Source organism: Roseinatronobacter ekhonensis, from assembly GCF_900499075.1.
Classification (GTDB): Bacteria; Pseudomonadota; Alphaproteobacteria; order Rhodobacterales; family Rhodobacteraceae; genus Roseinatronobacter; species Roseinatronobacter ekhonensis.
In genome coordinates, this window is the sequence record NZ_UIHC01000031.1 from 1 (window position 1) to 15,866 (window position 15,866).

At 61.0% G+C, this 15,866-nt stretch carries 16 protein-coding genes; 4 read left to right on the forward strand and 12 right to left on the reverse strand.

Annotated features, from left to right (window positions below):
* The 3 genes from ROE7235_RS20400 to ROE7235_RS13220 all read left to right on the forward strand — a co-directional run.
* A partial coding sequence (locus ROE7235_RS20400; RefSeq protein WP_220669570.1) for a hypothetical protein occupies positions 1–213 on the forward strand: 213 nt, incomplete at its 5' end.
* Between the two features lie 37 nt (positions 214–250).
* Positions 251–691 (forward strand): DUF302 domain-containing protein, encoded by a 441-nt coding sequence (locus tag ROE7235_RS13215; protein WP_121095987.1) that lies wholly within the window; start codon positions 251–253, stop codon positions 689–691.
* A 174-nt stretch (positions 692–865) separates the two neighbouring features.
* Entirely contained in the window at positions 866–1,339 is a 474-nt protein-coding gene (locus ROE7235_RS13220; RefSeq protein ID WP_121096020.1) for a fasciclin domain-containing protein, read from the forward strand.
* Between the two features lie 54 nt (positions 1,340–1,393).
* Here the strand turns inward: ROE7235_RS13220 and hemE are convergent, their stop codons facing one another.
* Entirely contained in the window at positions 1,394–2,428 is a 1,035-nt protein-coding gene (gene hemE / locus ROE7235_RS13225) for a uroporphyrinogen decarboxylase (RefSeq protein WP_121095988.1), read from the reverse strand.
* 109 nt (positions 2,429–2,537) lie between these two features.
* Here hemE and hemC point away from each other — a divergent pair, with 109 nt between their 5' ends.
* Positions 2,538–3,494: a hydroxymethylbilane synthase gene (hemC, locus tag ROE7235_RS13230; RefSeq protein WP_121096021.1), complete on the forward strand. Its 957-nt coding sequence runs from the start codon at positions 2,538–2,540 to the stop codon at positions 3,492–3,494.
* 73 nt (positions 3,495–3,567) lie between these two features.
* Here the strand turns inward: hemC and murC are convergent, their stop codons facing one another.
* From murC to ROE7235_RS13285, 11 genes are all read right to left on the reverse strand, one after another.
* Positions 3,568–4,977: a UDP-N-acetylmuramate--L-alanine ligase gene (gene murC / locus ROE7235_RS13235; RefSeq protein ID WP_121095989.1), complete on the reverse strand. Its 1,410-nt coding sequence runs from the start codon at positions 4,975–4,977 to the stop codon at positions 3,568–3,570.
* Positions 4,974–6,074 (reverse strand): UDP-N-acetylglucosamine--N-acetylmuramyl-(pentapeptide) pyrophosphoryl-undecaprenol N-acetylglucosamine transferase, encoded by a 1,101-nt coding sequence (locus ROE7235_RS13240; RefSeq protein WP_121095990.1) that lies wholly within the window; start codon positions 6,072–6,074, stop codon positions 4,974–4,976. The genes murC and ROE7235_RS13240 overlap by 4 nt, the downstream gene beginning before the upstream one ends.
* Before the next feature lie 14 nt (positions 6,075–6,088).
* Entirely contained in the window at positions 6,089–7,252 is a 1,164-nt protein-coding gene (locus tag ROE7235_RS13245; RefSeq protein WP_121095991.1) for a peptidoglycan glycosyltransferase FtsW, read from the reverse strand.
* Positions 7,253–7,346: 94 nt separating this feature from the next.
* Positions 7,347–8,456, reverse strand: coding sequence for a Gfo/Idh/MocA family protein (locus ROE7235_RS13250; RefSeq protein ID WP_121095992.1), 1,110 nt, complete (start codon positions 8,454–8,456; stop codon positions 7,347–7,349).
* Between the two features lie 10 nt (positions 8,457–8,466).
* Positions 8,467–9,174 (reverse strand): GntR family transcriptional regulator, encoded by a 708-nt coding sequence (locus tag ROE7235_RS13255; protein WP_121095993.1) that lies wholly within the window; start codon positions 9,172–9,174, stop codon positions 8,467–8,469.
* A gap of 5 nt (positions 9,175–9,179) precedes the next feature.
* Positions 9,180–10,289, reverse strand: a complete 1,110-nt coding sequence (locus ROE7235_RS13260) for an ABC transporter ATP-binding protein (RefSeq protein WP_121095994.1) — start codon at positions 10,287–10,289, stop codon at positions 9,180–9,182.
* 103 nt (positions 10,290–10,392) lie between these two features.
* Positions 10,393–11,436 (reverse strand): carbohydrate ABC transporter permease, encoded by a 1,044-nt coding sequence (locus tag ROE7235_RS13265; RefSeq protein WP_121095995.1) that lies wholly within the window; start codon positions 11,434–11,436, stop codon positions 10,393–10,395.
* Complete coding sequence (locus ROE7235_RS13270; RefSeq protein ID WP_121095996.1) at positions 11,436–12,422, reverse strand: carbohydrate ABC transporter permease; 987 nt, start codon at positions 12,420–12,422, stop codon at positions 11,436–11,438. Before ROE7235_RS13270 ends, ROE7235_RS13265 begins: the two co-directional genes overlap by 1 nt.
* An 85-nt stretch (positions 12,423–12,507) precedes the next feature.
* Positions 12,508–13,767, reverse strand: a complete 1,260-nt coding sequence (locus ROE7235_RS13275; RefSeq protein ID WP_121095997.1) for an ABC transporter substrate-binding protein — start codon at positions 13,765–13,767, stop codon at positions 12,508–12,510.
* 37 nt (positions 13,768–13,804) lie between these two features.
* Positions 13,805–14,704 carry an aldo/keto reductase gene (locus ROE7235_RS13280; protein WP_121095998.1) on the reverse strand — a complete coding sequence of 300 codons (900 nt, stop codon included), beginning with the start codon at positions 14,702–14,704 and terminating at the stop codon, positions 13,805–13,807.
* Positions 14,704–15,861, reverse strand: a complete 1,158-nt coding sequence (locus tag ROE7235_RS13285; protein WP_121095999.1) for an LLM class flavin-dependent oxidoreductase — start codon at positions 15,859–15,861, stop codon at positions 14,704–14,706. The genes ROE7235_RS13280 and ROE7235_RS13285 overlap by 1 nt, the downstream gene beginning before the upstream one ends.
* Positions 15,862–15,866: the final 5 nt, after the last annotated feature.

The window sequence follows — 15,866 nt, forward strand, 5'->3', positions numbered from 1 at the left end:
TGCAACCTCATCTCCCACCATGATAACCAAAACAGCCCAATCTCGAACCGTCCCAGCCAACCAGCAACGTCCCCGCCGCCGGTGAAGCGCTATCTAGGCAATCCAAACAATACACGCAACAGGAAAATGACATGTAGGGCGGAAAAAGTTGTAAATGCCTATCGAGGCATCGGGCTTGATCCAGATCACGGCACCAAAGGATCTGTCGAGTAAGCTCATTCACAGCCACGCATAATCGAAAGGGAATTCCATGTTCTACAAAGCCATGACACTGACAGCGGCGCTGGTCCTTGCAAGTCCGGCCCATGCGGACGGGTTTTTCACGGTAGAGGCCGAAGGATCGTTTGACGATGTCGTCTTTGCCGTGGAACTGGCAATCACGGGCCAGGGTTTGGTGATCGATTCGGTGAATCATATCGGCGCAATGCTCGCCCGCACCAAGGAAGATGTCGGCGGCACGAAGGATTTGTTCGCCGGTGCGCAGGTAATGTCGTTCTGTTCGGCCGATGTGTCACGGCAGGTGATGGAAGCCGATTTGATGAACATCCAGTATTGTCCATATGGGATTTATGTCTTTGAGCCTGCCGAAGAGGGTGCTTCCGTGACAATCGGGTATCGTGAATACAGCGACCGCAGCATGCAACCGGTGAACTACCTGTTGCAGCAAATAGTTGCGGATGCTGCGAATTGATCGCAGATCAATCACACAGAGACACGTTCACTTGATTTGAAACAGATCGCCGCGCAGGCTTAGTTGCGCGGCGATTTTCGTCAAGCCACTCCAGTCGAGTTTTTTGAACATCCGGCTTGGTGCATGCTGCGTAGTCTCAACGTCATTACGGAAATGACCAACGGAGGTTACATTATGTTCAAGAGCACTCTTGGCGGCGCTGCCGTCGCACTCGCACTGGCCACCCCGTCTTTCGCGAATGGGGATACCGGCACCATTGTCGACATCGCAGCAGGCGACGACCGCTTTGAAACACTGGTCGCTGCCGTCACCGCAGCCGGTCTGGTCGAGACACTATCGGGCGAAGGACCGTTTACCGTATTCGCGCCCACTGATGATGCCTTCGCGGCCCTGCCCGAAGGTACTGTGGAAGCGCTGCTCAACGACATCCCGACGCTGACCGGCATTCTGACCTATCACGTCGTGCCAGGCGCCGTCATGTCCGGTGACCTGAGCGATGGCATGATGCCCGCAACCGTCAATGGACAGACTGTCAGCATTGGCGTGGGCGAAGGCGTTACTGTCGACGGTGCCAATGTCATCATCGCGGATATTGAAGCATCAAACGGTGTGATCCACGTGATCGACTCGGTCATTCTGCCCGAGTGATCGCATCTGGACTAGAAATGCAGCGGGCGGCCTTTGTGGCCGCCCGTTTGCATCTCAGGACTTAAAGCTGCGGACCGTTTCAATCATCAGCGCGACATTTTCAGGGTCGGCATCGGGGGTGATCCCGTGGCCAAGGTTGAAAATATGGGGCCCGTTGCGCAAACCCGCGACAACTTTCCGCGTCTCGTCGATCAGGTCCTGTCCGCCGGTCACCATATGGCGCGATGCGAGGTTGCCCTGCACGCAGCCGTCGCATTGCACATTCGCGGCGGCCCATTCGGGCGTAACGGAATCGTCGAGCGCGACGCAATCGGCACCGCTCGCCTTGTGAAAGCCGATATAATTTTCGCCGCCCTCGCGCGGGAAGGCAATAACGGGGATGCCGGGGTGGCGCGCTTTCAAAGCGTCGATGATCCGCTTGGTGGGCGTGAGCGCGTATTTCAGGAACGCATCGCCCTTGAGCGAGCCTGCCCAACTGTCGAAAATCTTGACCACTTCCGCGCCCGCGTCGATCTGCATGGACAGGTATTCGATGGTGGCTTCGGTGATCCGGTCGATCAGCGCATCAAACACCTCTGGCGCGCCCTCGCGCAGAGCATGGGCCGGGCCTTGGTCCTTGGTGCCGCGCCCGGCAATCATATAGGTGGCCACCGTCCACGGCGCACCGGCAAAACCGATGAGCGTTGTCTCTGCTGGCAGTTCGCGTGACAGGATGCGCACGGTTTCATAGATCGGGTTCAGCGTGTCATGGATTGCATCGGTCGGTTTCAGCGCATCGACCCCGGCCTGATCGGTGATTGTGGACAGGCGTGGCCCCTCGCCGGTGACAAACCACAGATCGGCCCCAAGCGCCTGCGGCACCAGCAGAATGTCGGCGAACAGGATCGCGCCATCGAACCCGTAGCGGCGGATCGGTTGCAATGTGACCTCTGCCGCCAGTTCGGGATTGTAGCATAGCGACAGGAAATCGCCCGCTTTCGCGCGGGTGGCGCGGTATTCGGGCAGGTAGCGACCGGCCTGGCGCATCATCCAGATGGGCGGTGTGGGCAGGGTTTCACCGGCAAGGGCGCGCAGGATGGTCTTGGTCATATGGTTTTTCTCCTTGGTCGGTATCCTCGTCACAAGTCACGCTCGAGTTGTCAAGTCTGCTGGACAGTCTGCGCTTGTCAGAGCGCATATGCGGCGCTATTCAAACGGCATGACACAGACATACCCGACCCCCGACCGACCCCTGAAAATTGGCACGCGCGGCTCTCCGCTGGCGCTCGCGCAGGCGCATGAAACGCGGCAGCGCCTGATGGCGGCGCATGATCTGCCCGAGGCGGCGTTCGAGATCATGGTCATCAAGACCACGGGCGATGATCGCACGCTGATCGACGCGGACCGCCCGCTCAAGGAAATCGGGAACAAGGGTCTGTTCACCAAGGAAATCGAAGAGGCGATGGTCGCAGGGCGCATCGACATTGCCGTGCATTCGATGAAGGATATGCCGACAGAACAGCCCGACGGGCTGACACTGGGATGCTCCCTGCCGCGCGAGGATACGCGCGACGCCTTCATTTCGCCAAATGCAGCCGGCATTGCCGATCTTCCTGCCGGAGCAGTCGTCGGCTCGTCATCCCTGCGGCGCCGCGCGCAACTTCTGAACAAGCGGCCCGACCTGAAGGTCGTGGAATTTCGCGGCAATGTGCAGACTCGGCTGAAAAAGCTGCATGACGGCGTGGCCGATTGCACATTTCTAGCCATGGCGGGGCTGCGGCGGCTGGGGATGAGCGATCTGGCCAATGGCGGGATCGAACCCGAGGACATGCTGCCTGCGATTGCCCAAGGCGCGATCGGGATAGAATGGCGCTTGACCGATACCGCCACCGCGGAGTTGCTTGTGCCCTTGCATGACACGCCGACAGGGCAACGGCTGGATGCCGAACGCGCGTTTCTGGCGGGACTGGATGGGTCGTGCGAGACACCCATTGCAGGGCTGGCATTGATCGAGGGTGATGACATCTGGCTGCGCGGCGAAATCCTGCGGCCCGATGGCTCGCAAAAGCTGTCAACCGAAGGGCGCGCTCTGCTGGCTGACGGGGCCGCCTTGGGCCGCGAACTGGCGGCAGAGCTGCGCGGACGTGCGCCTGCCGGGTTCTTCGACTGGATGTGACGGAAGCGGCGTTTTGCTCACGAGCCGCACTGCTCTGATCACCCGCTTTGGCGCGATTCCGAAACCGACGGCGTCAGGCCGCAGCTTTCAGCCGCGGCACCAGACCATGCGCCCAGCCGGAAATCGTGCCTGCGCCAAGGCAGACGACCATGTCGCCCGGTTTGGCATGGGCGCGCACCAGCGCTTCCAAGGCTTCCTCGGTATCCACTGCTTGCGCGTTGCGGTGGCCATGCGCGGCAAGGCCCGTCAACAGGTTATCGCGGCTCGCACCCGGAATCGGGTCTTCACCCGCCGCATAGACCGGGGCAATGCCCACGACATCGGCCTCGTTGAAACAGGTGCAGAAATCCTCGAACAGGTTCGACAGGCGCGTGTAGCGGTGCGGTTGATGCACGGCGATTACCCGCCCTGTGCCGCCCAAAGCCTGACGCGCGGCGCGCAGCACGGCGGCAATTTCCACCGGATGGTGACCGTAATCGTCGATTATTGTGACACCATCGACCACACCGACACGGGTAAAGCGGCGGTTGACGCCACCAAACTTGGCAAGGGCCGAGCGGATCTCTGCCGCGTTCATACCCAGATGGCGTGCGGCAGCCACGGCGGAGAGCGCGTTCGACACGTTGTGATCGCCCGGCATCGGCAGGCTGCACCCGTCGATCACGCGATCCTCGTCTTGCAACGCAATATCGAACTGCGCCACGCCTGCATCATAGCGCAGATTGATCGCGCGAATATCGGCTTGCGCGTTGAACCCGAAGGTCACGACGCGGCGGTCGGTCAGTTTCGCGACCAGCGATTGCACTTCGGCATGGTCGGTGCAGCAAATGGCCAGCCCGTAAAACGGAATCCCGCTGACAAAATCATAAAAGCCCTGACGCAGCGCATCGAAACTGCCCCAATGTTCCATATGTTCGGGGTCTATGTTGGTCACAATGGCAATGGTCGCAGGCAACCGGTTGAAGCTGCCATCGGATTCGTCCGCTTCGACCACCATCCATTCGCCTTCACCCGCGCGCGCGTTGGACCCGTAGGCGTGAATAACGCCGCCATTGATGACAGTGGGGTCCAGCCCGCCCTCGTCCAGAAGGGCCGCGACCATGGTGGTGGTCGTGGTCTTGCCATGTGTCCCCGCAACGGCAATATTCGAGCGCAGGCGCATCAACTCTGCCAGCATCTCTGCCCGCCGCACGACCGGAAGACCGGCGCGGCGCGCCTCTTGCAATTCGGGGTTGTCGGGTTTGATCGCGGTCGACACCACGATCACCGCCGCCGCACCGATATTTTCCGCGCGTTGCCCGATGAACACCTCTGCCCCAAGGCTTTCCAGTCTTGCGATGATGGGCGATTCTTTCAGGTCAGACCCCTGAACGCGGTAGCCATGGGTCATCAGAACTTCGGCGATCCCCGACATGCCAATGCCGCCAATACCAATGAAATGGATCGGGCCAATATCTGTGGGCAATTTGGTTGCAGGGCTCATGGGGCGTCCTTTCGGGCCAGCGCCTCGACCAGCTCGGTCAGACGTTCGGTGGCATCCGCGCGGCCTGCGCCCAGCGCGCTTTGGGCCATCTGCGCGGCGGCATTGGGGTTGCTGAGAATGGAATGAAGGCTGTCTGCCAGTGCTGGCGCGGTAAACTGGCTTTCGGGAAAGACCACAGCCGCATCCACACCGCCCAGCATCCGCGCATTGGCGGCCTGGTGGTTCGCCGCAGCCGCAGCATAGGGCACCAGCACCGACGGGCGGCCAATGACCGAAATATCGGCCACAGAGGACGCGCCCGCACGGCTGATGACCAATTGGCATTCCGACAACCGGCGCGGGATGTCAGCGAAAAACGGGGCAATCTCGGCCTTCACGCCGCCTGCTTCATAAGCGCCGACCACGCGCTCCATGTCTTCTTCGCGCGCCTGATGGGCCACGGTCAGATTGCGCTTGAGCGCGTCAGGCAAAGCGCTGATCGCCTCTGGCACAACGTCGGACAGAATGCGCGCGCCTTGGCTACCGCCGATGACCAGAAGGTCCATCGGGTAATCGCCCGGCGCAATGTAACCGGCGCCCGCGCGTTCCAGCACCGATGCGCGCACCGGGTTGCCGGTAAATTCCGCATTCAGGCCATCCGCCCCTTGCGTTGGCCAAGTGCCGCAAGCCAGCTTGTTCACACGGCGTGCAAAAATCTGGTTCACGCGGCCCAGCACGCCATTCTGTTCGTGGATGATGCGTGGCACGCGCAACAGCCACGCCGCACCCAGCGCCGGGATGGACGGGTAGCCGCCGAAGCCGACCACGGCTTTCGGGCGGTCCAGAACCATGCCGAACGCCGCGCCCAGGACGCCCAAGGCCAGCTTGAAAGGCACTTTCAGTTTTTCCGCCATGCCACCGCGCGCAAAGGTCGCCGCGCTGACGGTGTCCACACGCACGGCCTCGGGAAAGCCGCCTGCGTAGCGTGCCCCGCGTGCATCGGTCGACAGTTTGACCCGCCAGCCGCGCGCCAGCAGCGATTCCGCAAGCGCCTGCGCGGGAAACATGTGCCCGCCGGTTCCGCCTGCGGCGATCAGTATGAGCGGTGACTTGGCCATAAATGCTCCCTGCCCTATCCGCGCCGCGCGAGGATGTCGCCCATCTCGCCCTGCGGGCGATGACGCGTGAGTGCCAGAAGCATACCGATTGCAATCCCTGTCGCAAGCAACGACGATCCGCCATAGCTGACCAGTGGCAAAGTCATGCCTTTGGCAGGCAACAGCCGGACCGCGACCCCCATGTTGATCATGGCCTGCAAGCTGAACACGACGACAATGCCAATACCCGCCAGACGGATAAACGTGTCACGCTCGCGCATCAATCGAAAGACAGAGCGCAGAAAGATCGTGGCGTACAACCCGATAATGAATACCACTAGGATCAACCCGTATTCTTCGGCGGCAACCGCGATGATGAAATCGGTATGAGCGTCAGGCAGGGACCACTTGACCCGCCCCTCGCCCAGACCCGTGCCGAAAAACCCGCCTTCCGAGATGGCATTTTGTGCATAACCCATCTGGGTGCGCGGATCGACCTCTGCACTCAGGAAACCGTCGATGCGGCGCGCGAAATGCTCGGAATTCTGATAGGCGACATAGCCGCCGGCAACCGCCAGCGCGGCAAGGCCCGTGAGCAGGACAATAGGCGCTCCGGCGATGAAATATACCACCATCCAACCTGCGCCAACCAGCGCGGCTTGCCCGAAATCGGGTTGAATGACCAGTAGCCCCACCACCAGAAGCGTGACACCGAAAGACAGCGCCCGCCCCGGCGGCCCGCCGACATCGGAACTTGCTGCCATCAGCCAAGCGGCGAAAACCGCCAACATGGGTTTCAGAAATTCCGATGGCTGGATGGAGCCTATTCCAAAGCTATACCAGCGCACGGCTCCTTTGCCGAAATCGGTGCCAAGAAAAGGCAACAGGATCAGCCCCACCAAGGTCAGCAAAAAGCCAAGCGTCGCGAACCGGCGCACCCTTTCAGGTGATGCCATGGAAATCAGCAGCATGGCGACAACACCAAGGCCCCCGAACATGACCTGCCGTTCAACATAGTAAAACGGCTCCAGCCCGTTGCGCTGCGCCAACGGCGGAGAGGCCGCAAGGCCCAGCAAAATTCCCACGGCCATCAGCAAAAGCACCGATGTCAGTGTCATCTTGTCGATCGTGCGCCACCAGCGCGGCAGAATCGGATCTTCCACGCGCAAAGGCGTGGCACCGTAGACCATTTCTGTCATTAGGCTGTCCTGCTCGGGTTGCCTGCGATGCCCGTTTATCCGGGTCTGGTTGTTACACTACCGCGAAACCCAAGGCCAATCCAGCCCAAAGACATCAGACTGGCACAAAGCCGCTTTCATCGACCGCCATTGCCCGCCCCGTGCGGGCTGATTCTTGCGCCGCCATGCCCATCAGAACTGCCCAAATCCCATCTTGCAACGTCACCTCGACAGCGCCCTGTCCGCGCACCACATCCGAAAAGCGCGCATGCTGGTAGTAGGTTGACCCGTTGTGATCGCCCGCAGCGAGAAGCGCGGGATCGACAGGGATATCTATGGCGCGCGGACCTTTGGGCGCACGCGGGCTTTCGACCAGCTGTGGCACCGGCGGCGCGCCCAGATGCGCGGGCCAGAACCGGCCCGGTCCAGGCACAAGACATTCGATCTTGCCCTTGGGACCGACCGCCGCAATCTCCTCTTGGTAGCGCGCGCCCTCGGCAAACATGCACAATTCCAACATGGCCCGCGCACCGCCTTTGAAATCCACGATCACATAGGCATTGTCCCAAATGTCGGGGGTCTGACCGTCGTAGCGCTCGTCCAGATGGTTCACGTCCTGCCCGCCCGACGCCATGATCCGCACCGGATCGTCTCGCAGCACATGGCGCATCAGGTCAAAGAAATGGCAGCATTTTTCAACGAGCGTGCCGCCGGTTTGCGCGTTGAAACGGTTCCAGTCACCGACCTTTGGCAAAAACGGGAACCGATGTTCGCGGATAGTCAGCATCCTGATACCGCCCGTTGCATCCGCCGCAGCAGCAATCAGCGCAGCGACGGGGGGCATGTAACGGTATTCCATCGCGACCCAGACCGGCGCATTCAAATTCAAAGCGCGCACCCGGTCCAGATCTGCCACGTCGGTGAATAGCGGCTTTTCGACCAGCACCGGGCGCGGGCGGCTTTGGGCAATCTGCTCAAGCTGCGGCAGGTGCAGATGATTGGGGCTTGTGATGACAAGCGCATCCACATCTTCGGACGTCAAAACATCGTCCACGCTCGCGACAAAGCGCGCATCGGGCGCAATCTGCGCGGCCTGTGCCCGCATTTCCGCATCGGGCTCGAAAATTGCGCCCACATGCGCCCCTTCGATCAATGCGACGTTGCGCAGATGTTCCTGCCCCATCATGCCACAGCCGATCATGCCGTAACAAATTGCCTTGCTCATTTCCGTTTCCTTATTTCAAGCGCGAAACATAGCGCGCCACATTCGGGTCAAACCACGTCTCTGACACTTCTGCGCGCCGGTTGTCCTGACTCCAACTCAGACGCAGAATATGGCCTGCTACAGCACCGGGGCGCAGCCTGAAACGCGTGGGCGCGAAATCGGGCACACACCCTGTGCCGATCCGGTCTTCGGCCCGCGCTATCCACAGTCCAAGCCGCGTGCGGTAATGCAGATAAAGCGATTGCGACAAATCCTCTGCACGCAAATCCTGCGCGTATGAAGCGTCGAGCCAGATCTCCTCGACTGCGGCGGGCTGGCCCGACAAAAGCCGCAAGCGGCGAATTCGGTGGGCATCGGGCGCGGCGCCGAAATCGGGCAGATGCGCGGGCTTGGGCCGACGCGCCACGTCCAGAACCTGCGCCGAGGGCAACCCCCCACCCGAAACCAGTTCCAGCCGGAACAGTGCATAAATGCTTTCAACATCGTTCAGCGCCCGAATGTAGTTGCCCGAGCCCTGTACCCGCTCCAGCAAGCCCTTTTCTGCCAGATCCTGCAATGCCTTGCGCAACGTGCCCACTGCCACACCGAGATCGGCAGCCATCTCACGCTCCGGCGCAAGCCGTGCGCCATCCATCAACCGTCCCGCAGCGATATCGCGGATCAGCAGCTCGCTGATCTGCTGGTAGCGCGGCAAAGCCCCGCTGGGCGTGTCTTCCATGGCGCTCAGCCCACTGCCTCGCCCAGTCGCAGGCGCGGCTGCGCGATGCCATCGGGCCGAAAAATATGGCACAGGTCCGGGGTCACACCCAGAACCACTTGAGCACCACGCCCCAGCGCGGTCTGGCCCGTCATATGCACCGTAACATCCACGCCATCAGGGCCATGGCAGTATAGGTAGCTCTCGCCACCCAACTGCTCGATATTCTCGACGGTGGCCGTAATCCCGTTCTCGTCGGCGCCCACCGGGTGCAGGTGTTCGGGCCGGACGCCCAGCTCCACCTTGTTGCCGGGGTTCAGTCCCCGCCCGTCCACATGGGCCAGCAGGGCGCGTCCGGACGGATCGCGCAACTGCACACCCGACCCATCCGCCTCAACCACTTCGCAGGCGATGAAATTCATCCGGGGCGACCCGATAAACCCCGCCACGAACTTGTTGACGGGGCGGTTGTACAAGTCGATCGGTGCGCCTTGCTGCTCTATCCGCCCGTCGCGCAGCACCACGATCCGGTCGGCCATCGTCATCGCCTCGACCTGGTCATGCGTCACATAGATCATCGTGTTGCCAATGCGCCGGTGCAGTGCCGCGATTTCGCCGCGCATGGTCACGCGCAATTCAGCGTCAAGGTTCGACAAGGGTTCGTCAAACAAGAACACCTTCGGCTCGCGCACCACCGCACGCCCAATCGCCACGCGCTGCCTCTGCCCGCCCGACAGCGCCTTGGGCTTGCGATCCAGATAAGGCTCCAGCTGCAACATCCGCGCGGCTTCGGCCACGCGGCTGTCGATCTCGGCCCGCGCCATGCGGATGTTTTCCAAACCGAAGGCCAGATTGGCCCGCACGCTCATATGCGGATAGAGCGCGTAAGTCTGGAACACCATCGCCAGCCCCCGCTCGCTCGCGCGCTGGTCATTGACGCGGTCGCCGCCAATCATCAGGTCGCCATCGGTAATCTCTTCGAGCCCCGCAATCATCCGCAGCAACGTGGATTTTCCGCACCCCGACGGGCCGACGAATACGCAAAACTCGCCATCCGCTATTTCCAGATCAACCCCGTGGATCACCCGCACCGCGCCGTATTCCTTGACGATGCCGTTTAACGTCACTCCGGCCATAACCCCTCCTCCCCTTCATTCTTGCCCCAAATATCCTGGGGGAGTCGCGCGGCAGCGCGACGGGGGCAAAGCCCCCCAAACCATAGCCTTGCGCCGCAGGCGCTCATTTAACGCCAGATTGGGCAATGCCCTGCGTGATGTATTTCTGCAAAAACGCGAACACGATGGTAATCGGCAGCAGCGTCAGCACGGTCATCGCCAAAAGGTTCGACCAACTTGTCTGCAATTCGCCCTGAAACGAATTCAGCGCCAGTTGCAGCGTGAACACTTCAGAACGGTTCAGCACGATCAACGGCCACAGGAATTCGTTCCAGCGCCACATGACCGAGAAGATCACCAGAACCGCCAGCGCGGGCGCCGATAGCGGCAGCACGATCTTCCAATAGACCCGCCATTCGCTGGCATGGTCCATGCGTGCGGCGTCCAACAGGTCATCGGGGATGGTCAGCATGTATTGTCGCAGCAGGAACACACCTGTCGGTGTCGCGATCGCAGGCCAGATCACGCCCCAATGGCTGTTGACCATACCCATCTGGCTGATGACCAGAAACAGCGGAACCAGCGTGATCGTGGGCGGGATCATCAGTGTCGCGATGATCAGAACGAAGACCGCGTTGCGCCCGGTGAACTTGTATTTCGCCAATGCGAACGCCGCCATGGAATTGAACAGAACCGTCAGAACCGTGGCAACAATCGTGATGAAGGTCGAATTCCAGAAATACAGCATGAAGTTGAAGCGCGAGAAGACTCCTGTGTAATTCTCTGTCGCAACTCCGAATTCGCGCAAGGGTTCGCGGTCGCCGATATTCACGTTCAGCCGCTCTTCGGGATTGGCCGGGTCCACCATCTGCGCGTTCAGCCCGATACGGCGCACCTGCGCCAGCTCGCGCCCTGCATGTTCGCCGGCTGTAACGGTGAACATCTGCAACGGCTGCTCATAGCCCGGAACGACGCGTTCAATCGGGGCAAGCGGCAGGAACTTGGGCGGATATTCCTGAAGCGCGGCTTCGGTCTTGAAGCTTGACAGCACCAGCCACAGCACCGGCCCCAGCATCAGGACCACGCCAAGCCCCAGAAACCCGAAGGCCAACCAATCGGTCAGGTCAAACCCGTGGCGGCCGCGCCGCCCCAATATCCAGCCAAACATCAGTTATCCCCCGATTGTTTGCGCGTGGCGGCAAGCTGCATCATGGTCAGCACGAACAACACGCCCGCCATCAGAAGCGACGCCGCGGCCGCCAGCCCGTACAGGCGCGGGCGCGTCGCAAAGCCGACATCGTAGATATACTGGATCAGCAGCGTCGTGGCCGATCCCGGCCCGCCGCCAGTCAGGACATAGATTTCGTCAAACGCCTGCACCGCGCGAATAACCGACAGCACCATGACCACAAGCATCGTCGGCATCAACAGCGGCAGGGTAATGCGCAGTAGTGACCGCCAGCGCGGCGTGCCGTCCATCTCGGCGGCCTCATAGACATCAGTCGGGATGGATTGCAGACCGGCCAGCAGGATCAGCACATAGAACCCCATGTTGCACCAGATCGAGACGAACACGACCCAGAAAAAGGCCCAGTCAGCTTCCAGCAGCCAGTTGATCGTGCCAAACCCTGCGCCTTCCAGCCCCGCGTTCAATACGCCGTTACGCTGCAATATCCATTTCCAGATCAGCGCCACCACAACGGGCGACAACAGCACCGGGTAGAAGAATACCGCCCGGAAGAAGCCACGCAGCACAATGTCGCGGTTCAGGATCAGCGCGGTGATGAGCGAGAACAGGATCATGAACCCGACCTGCATCAGTACGAACCAGCCGGTATTGCCGACCGCGCGCCAGAACAGGTCGCGGTGGCAGGAATTTGGGTCAAAGTAGCTTTCGCAATCCAGCAGGCTGGCAAAATGCTCAGCGCCGACAAAGGGACGGTCGTCCAGCAGAATACGGTCGCCGCCTGTCGTGGCAAAAACGAAGTTCAGGATAATCGGCAGGAAAGTGAACAGGCCGAAAATCAGCAGGTTGGGAAGCAGGAATACCCATGCGATCCGGCTTTGCCCGAAAAGCCGTTGCAGGGCCAGCATCGGGCGCTCGAACAGGTTGAACGCACCGTCATAAAGCTGAGTCGCGGTCGCTTTCAGCATCTTGCGCCCCTTTCGCTGCTTGCAAGGAACCGGCCCGCCCGCGCGAGCAAGCGGGCCGGTCACGTCGGGAGGACACCCTGACGGATTACTGTGCCACAGCCTCTGCGATATCGGCGTCAAGGCGCGTCAAAGCATCGTCCAGGCTCAGTTCGCCAACAATCGCCTGGGTCAGACGCGCCGGTGTCGCGGTGAAGATGGCGCGGTTATTCGCGTAGCCCTGAAGCTGGTAGGCCGTATCCGAGAAGGTCGGAATAGAGGCCGCGAATACGGTCAGCGCCGCTTTTACATCGTCGCTGACACCCTGATAGTCGATGCCCTGCGCCTGCAATTCAGAATTGGCAGGGATGTTGCGGGTCTGCGCCAGAACGGCGGCCTGCACATCGTCGCGCGCCATGAACTCGATCACCTTGCCGACAGCTTCGGGATGCTCGGTATGATTGAAACCGACAATCCCGGCGCCGCCCGGCATACCGGTGCAGGCTTCGGGCCCGCAGATGCCGCCGGTTGCAACCCAGTCAAACGCATCGCCGATGTCTCGCCCGAAGCGGCCGATCTGCCAGCTACCCGAATAATACATCACAAGGTTGGCGTTGATGAATTCGGCAGCGGCGTCTTGATAGGTGCCGCCACCAGCCCCGGCCCAGACATCGCGCGCCATAGTGCCGTCTTCGTGCCATGCAACGAACTGCTCGGCAAAGTTGCGGAAGCCGTCATCCACCAGAATGGGGTCGCCATTCTCGTCGAAATAGGCCGCGCCATAAGACATGGCAGGACCTGCAAAACGGTGTCCTGTGCGATCCAGCGCCATGGCGAAATCGACACCCACTGCATCGCGCACCGCGCGGCTGGCTTCGGCCCATTCCGCAAAGGTCGAACCGGGCGCGGGCATCTCTACGCCGGCCTGATCAAACAGGGTTTTGTTGGCAAAACCGCCCGTCGCGGTCAGCTGGTCCACGATGTTGTAGATACCATCGGCGTTGTTGTCGCCAACGCGCGCCCATGCAAGGCTTTGGCCGTAGCGCGCCTCTATCGCGGCGGCATCGGACACATAGGGGCGCACGTCCAGCATGTAGCGCGCCAGACCACCATAATCGGTCACACGGGCCAGATCGGGGCCTTCGCCCACTTCCAACTGCACCGGAAGCGATTCGAGGATAGAGGCATAGGGCACCTCGTCCACCGTCACGGTAATGCCGGGGTTATCCGCCTCGAACGCGGCAAGTTGCTCTTCCCAGACGGCGCATTCGCTGCCGTCCTGATAGCACATAAAGCGCAAGTCCTGCGCGCCCGCGGCACCTGCCGCAAGGATCAGGCCAAGGGCCGTTGTTGTCAGTGTTGTTTTCATCTTTTCCTCCCGTTGATGAATTTATCCGAACGCAGCGTCAGGCGACCTCCTGCCCGGATGCTGCTGTCCATAGTTCGAACCAGTCCTCCCGCGACAGGTTCACGCGCAGAGCATCGGAAATGCGTCCGATGCGGTTGAGCGAGTTGGTCCCCAAAACCGGCAGTATCCGCGCCGGGTGCGCCAAAAGCCATGCGATTGCGACGGCATCGGTGCCGACATCATGCGCCTTTGCATAGGCGTTCATCAAGGGGCGAAGCCGCTGCGCTGCCGCATCCTCGCCAAACAATGCCCCGCCCGCCAATGGCGACCACGCCATCGGGGCCACGCCCAAGCGTTGCAGATGTGCCAGATCGCCATTTGTGAACGCGTCGCGGGCTAGCAGGCTTAGCTCTATCTGGTTGGTGCAAAGCGGCGTTGCCATCGCCGATTGCAACAGATCCCAATCCCAAGGCCGGAAGTTCGATACGCCGACGGCGCGGACCTTACCCTCTGCCACCAGTGCATCCAGCGCCGCTCCCGTGGCGTGATGATCCATGAACGGGTCGGGCCGGTGGATTAGTAGCAAGTCAATCCGGTCTGTCGCCATATGGGTCAAAGACGCCTCGACCGATGCGCGAATATGTTCGGGGCTGGTGTCGTAATGCTTCACACGGGCAGCGGCATATTTGCCGACAGGTGCCACGATGTCGCATTTCGTGACCAGTTCCACGCGGTCGCGCAGGCTGGGGGTGGCGCGGAATGCGGCCCCCAAGATCGCCTCGGCCTCGTAGCCGCCATAGATATCCGCCTGGTCCATGGTGGTGATACCTTGGGCCAGACAGGCCTCTATTTTGGCCTGCACATGCGCGGGGCCAGTGTCGGCATCATCGCCCAAGCGCCACATTCCGTAGACAAGGCGCGACAGGCTCAGGTCTTTGGTCAGGTTGATCCGTTCCATCACACACGCTCCCCCACGCCCAAAGGCGTTGCCGGTGTTTCGCTTGGCACGCGGCCATATTCCTGCGGCAGCGAGCAGGTGTTCAGATGCGGCATAACCAGCCGCCCGAATTGCGCGCATTCATCCAGATGCGGATAACCAGAGAAGATGAAGGCACGAATGCCCATCTTGCGGTAGCGTTCCAGCTTCGACAACACTTGGTCGGCACTGCCCACCAGTGCCGCGCCACAGCCGGACCGTGCCCGCCCCACCCCTGTCCAAAGGTTAGGTTCGGTATATCCGAACTGGTCCGCCAATTCGCGCGCACGCGATTGATGCGACACCCCAAGGCTGCCGCTGTCATGCGCGCGCTCGCGGATAAGCTGGCCGTATTCATCGTCCAGCTTGCTGACCAGATGGTCGGCATACTCGCGCGCTTCCGCTTCGGTATCGCGGACAATGACATGCACCCGCAGCCCGTAATCCAGCGTTCTGCCATGCGCTTGTGCGCGGGCATGGACGGCGCGCATTCGGTCCGCCAACTGGTCCTCTGTTTCGGGCCACATCAGGTAGACATCGCATTGCGCCGCGCACAGTTCCAGCGCGTGGGGCGAATATCCCCCGAAATACAACAATGGACCGCCGTTTTGCTGGTAAGGCTTCGCCGGTGCGGTAGGCACGCCTTTGAACTGATAGATCTCGCCATCATGGTTGATTTCGTCGCGTTCCCACGCCTGACGCAGGATTTGAACGACTTCATGGCTGCGTTTGTAGCGATAGGCACTGTCGGCCACTTCACCGGGGAAATCGGACGAGATGACATTCAACGTCAGCCGCCCTTTCAGCATATGGTCCAGCGTGGCGACTGTGCGCGCCAGCATGATCGGCTGCATTTCGCCACAGCGAATCGCGGCCAGCATGTTGATACGTTCGGTAACTTGCGACCCTGCCGCGACAAAGCTGAGCGTGTCCTGCCCCACCTGATAGCTGGACGGACACAGAATGTTGCGAAACCCCTGCGCCTCTGCGGATTGTAAAATCGCGCTGCAATGCTCCCAACTGGAGCGCAGATCGCCCTCTGGCGTTCCCAGAAAACGGTAATCATCCGAGCACAGTGCCGAGAACCACGACACTTCGGCTGCGTCCAGATCGCCCGAAGTTACCGGAACGATGGTCATGTCTT

Bases quoted from the DNA above. Each gene is read 5' to 3' on its own strand.
- ROE7235_RS13215 (WP_121095987.1), top strand. From the start codon at position 251: ATGTTCTACAAAGCCATGACACTGACAGCGGCGCTGGTCCTTGCAAGT.
- ROE7235_RS13220 (WP_121096020.1), top strand. From the start codon at position 866: ATGTTCAAGAGCACTCTTGGCGGCGCTGCCGTCGCACTCGCACTGGCC.
- hemE (WP_121095988.1), bottom strand. From the start codon at position 2,428: ATGACCAAGACCATCCTGCGCGCCCTTGCCGGTGAAACCCTGCCCACA.
- hemC (WP_121096021.1), top strand. From the start codon at position 2,538: ATGACACAGACATACCCGACCCCCGACCGACCCCTGAAAATTGGCACG.
- murC (WP_121095989.1), bottom strand. From the start codon at position 4,977: ATGAGCCCTGCAACCAAATTGCCCACAGATATTGGCCCGATCCATTTC.
- ROE7235_RS13240 (WP_121095990.1), bottom strand. From the start codon at position 6,074: ATGGCCAAGTCACCGCTCATACTGATCGCCGCAGGCGGAACCGGCGGG.
- ROE7235_RS13245 (WP_121095991.1), bottom strand. From the start codon at position 7,252: ATGACAGAAATGGTCTACGGTGCCACGCCTTTGCGCGTGGAAGATCCG.
- ROE7235_RS13250 (WP_121095992.1), bottom strand. From the start codon at position 8,456: ATGAGCAAGGCAATTTGTTACGGCATGATCGGCTGTGGCATGATGGGG.
- ROE7235_RS13255 (WP_121095993.1), bottom strand. From the start codon at position 9,174: ATGGAAGACACGCCCAGCGGGGCTTTGCCGCGCTACCAGCAGATCAGC.
- ROE7235_RS13260 (WP_121095994.1), bottom strand. From the start codon at position 10,289: ATGGCCGGAGTGACGTTAAACGGCATCGTCAAGGAATACGGCGCGGTG.
- ROE7235_RS13265 (WP_121095995.1), bottom strand. From the start codon at position 11,436: ATGTTTGGCTGGATATTGGGGCGGCGCGGCCGCCACGGGTTTGACCTG.
- ROE7235_RS13270 (WP_121095996.1), bottom strand. From the start codon at position 12,422: ATGCTGAAAGCGACCGCGACTCAGCTTTATGACGGTGCGTTCAACCTG.
- ROE7235_RS13275 (WP_121095997.1), bottom strand. From the start codon at position 13,767: ATGAAAACAACACTGACAACAACGGCCCTTGGCCTGATCCTTGCGGCA.
- ROE7235_RS13280 (WP_121095998.1), bottom strand. From the start codon at position 14,704: ATGGAACGGATCAACCTGACCAAAGACCTGAGCCTGTCGCGCCTTGTC.
- ROE7235_RS13285 (WP_121095999.1), bottom strand. From the start codon at position 15,861: ATGACCATCGTTCCGGTAACTTCGGGCGATCTGGACGCAGCCGAAGTG.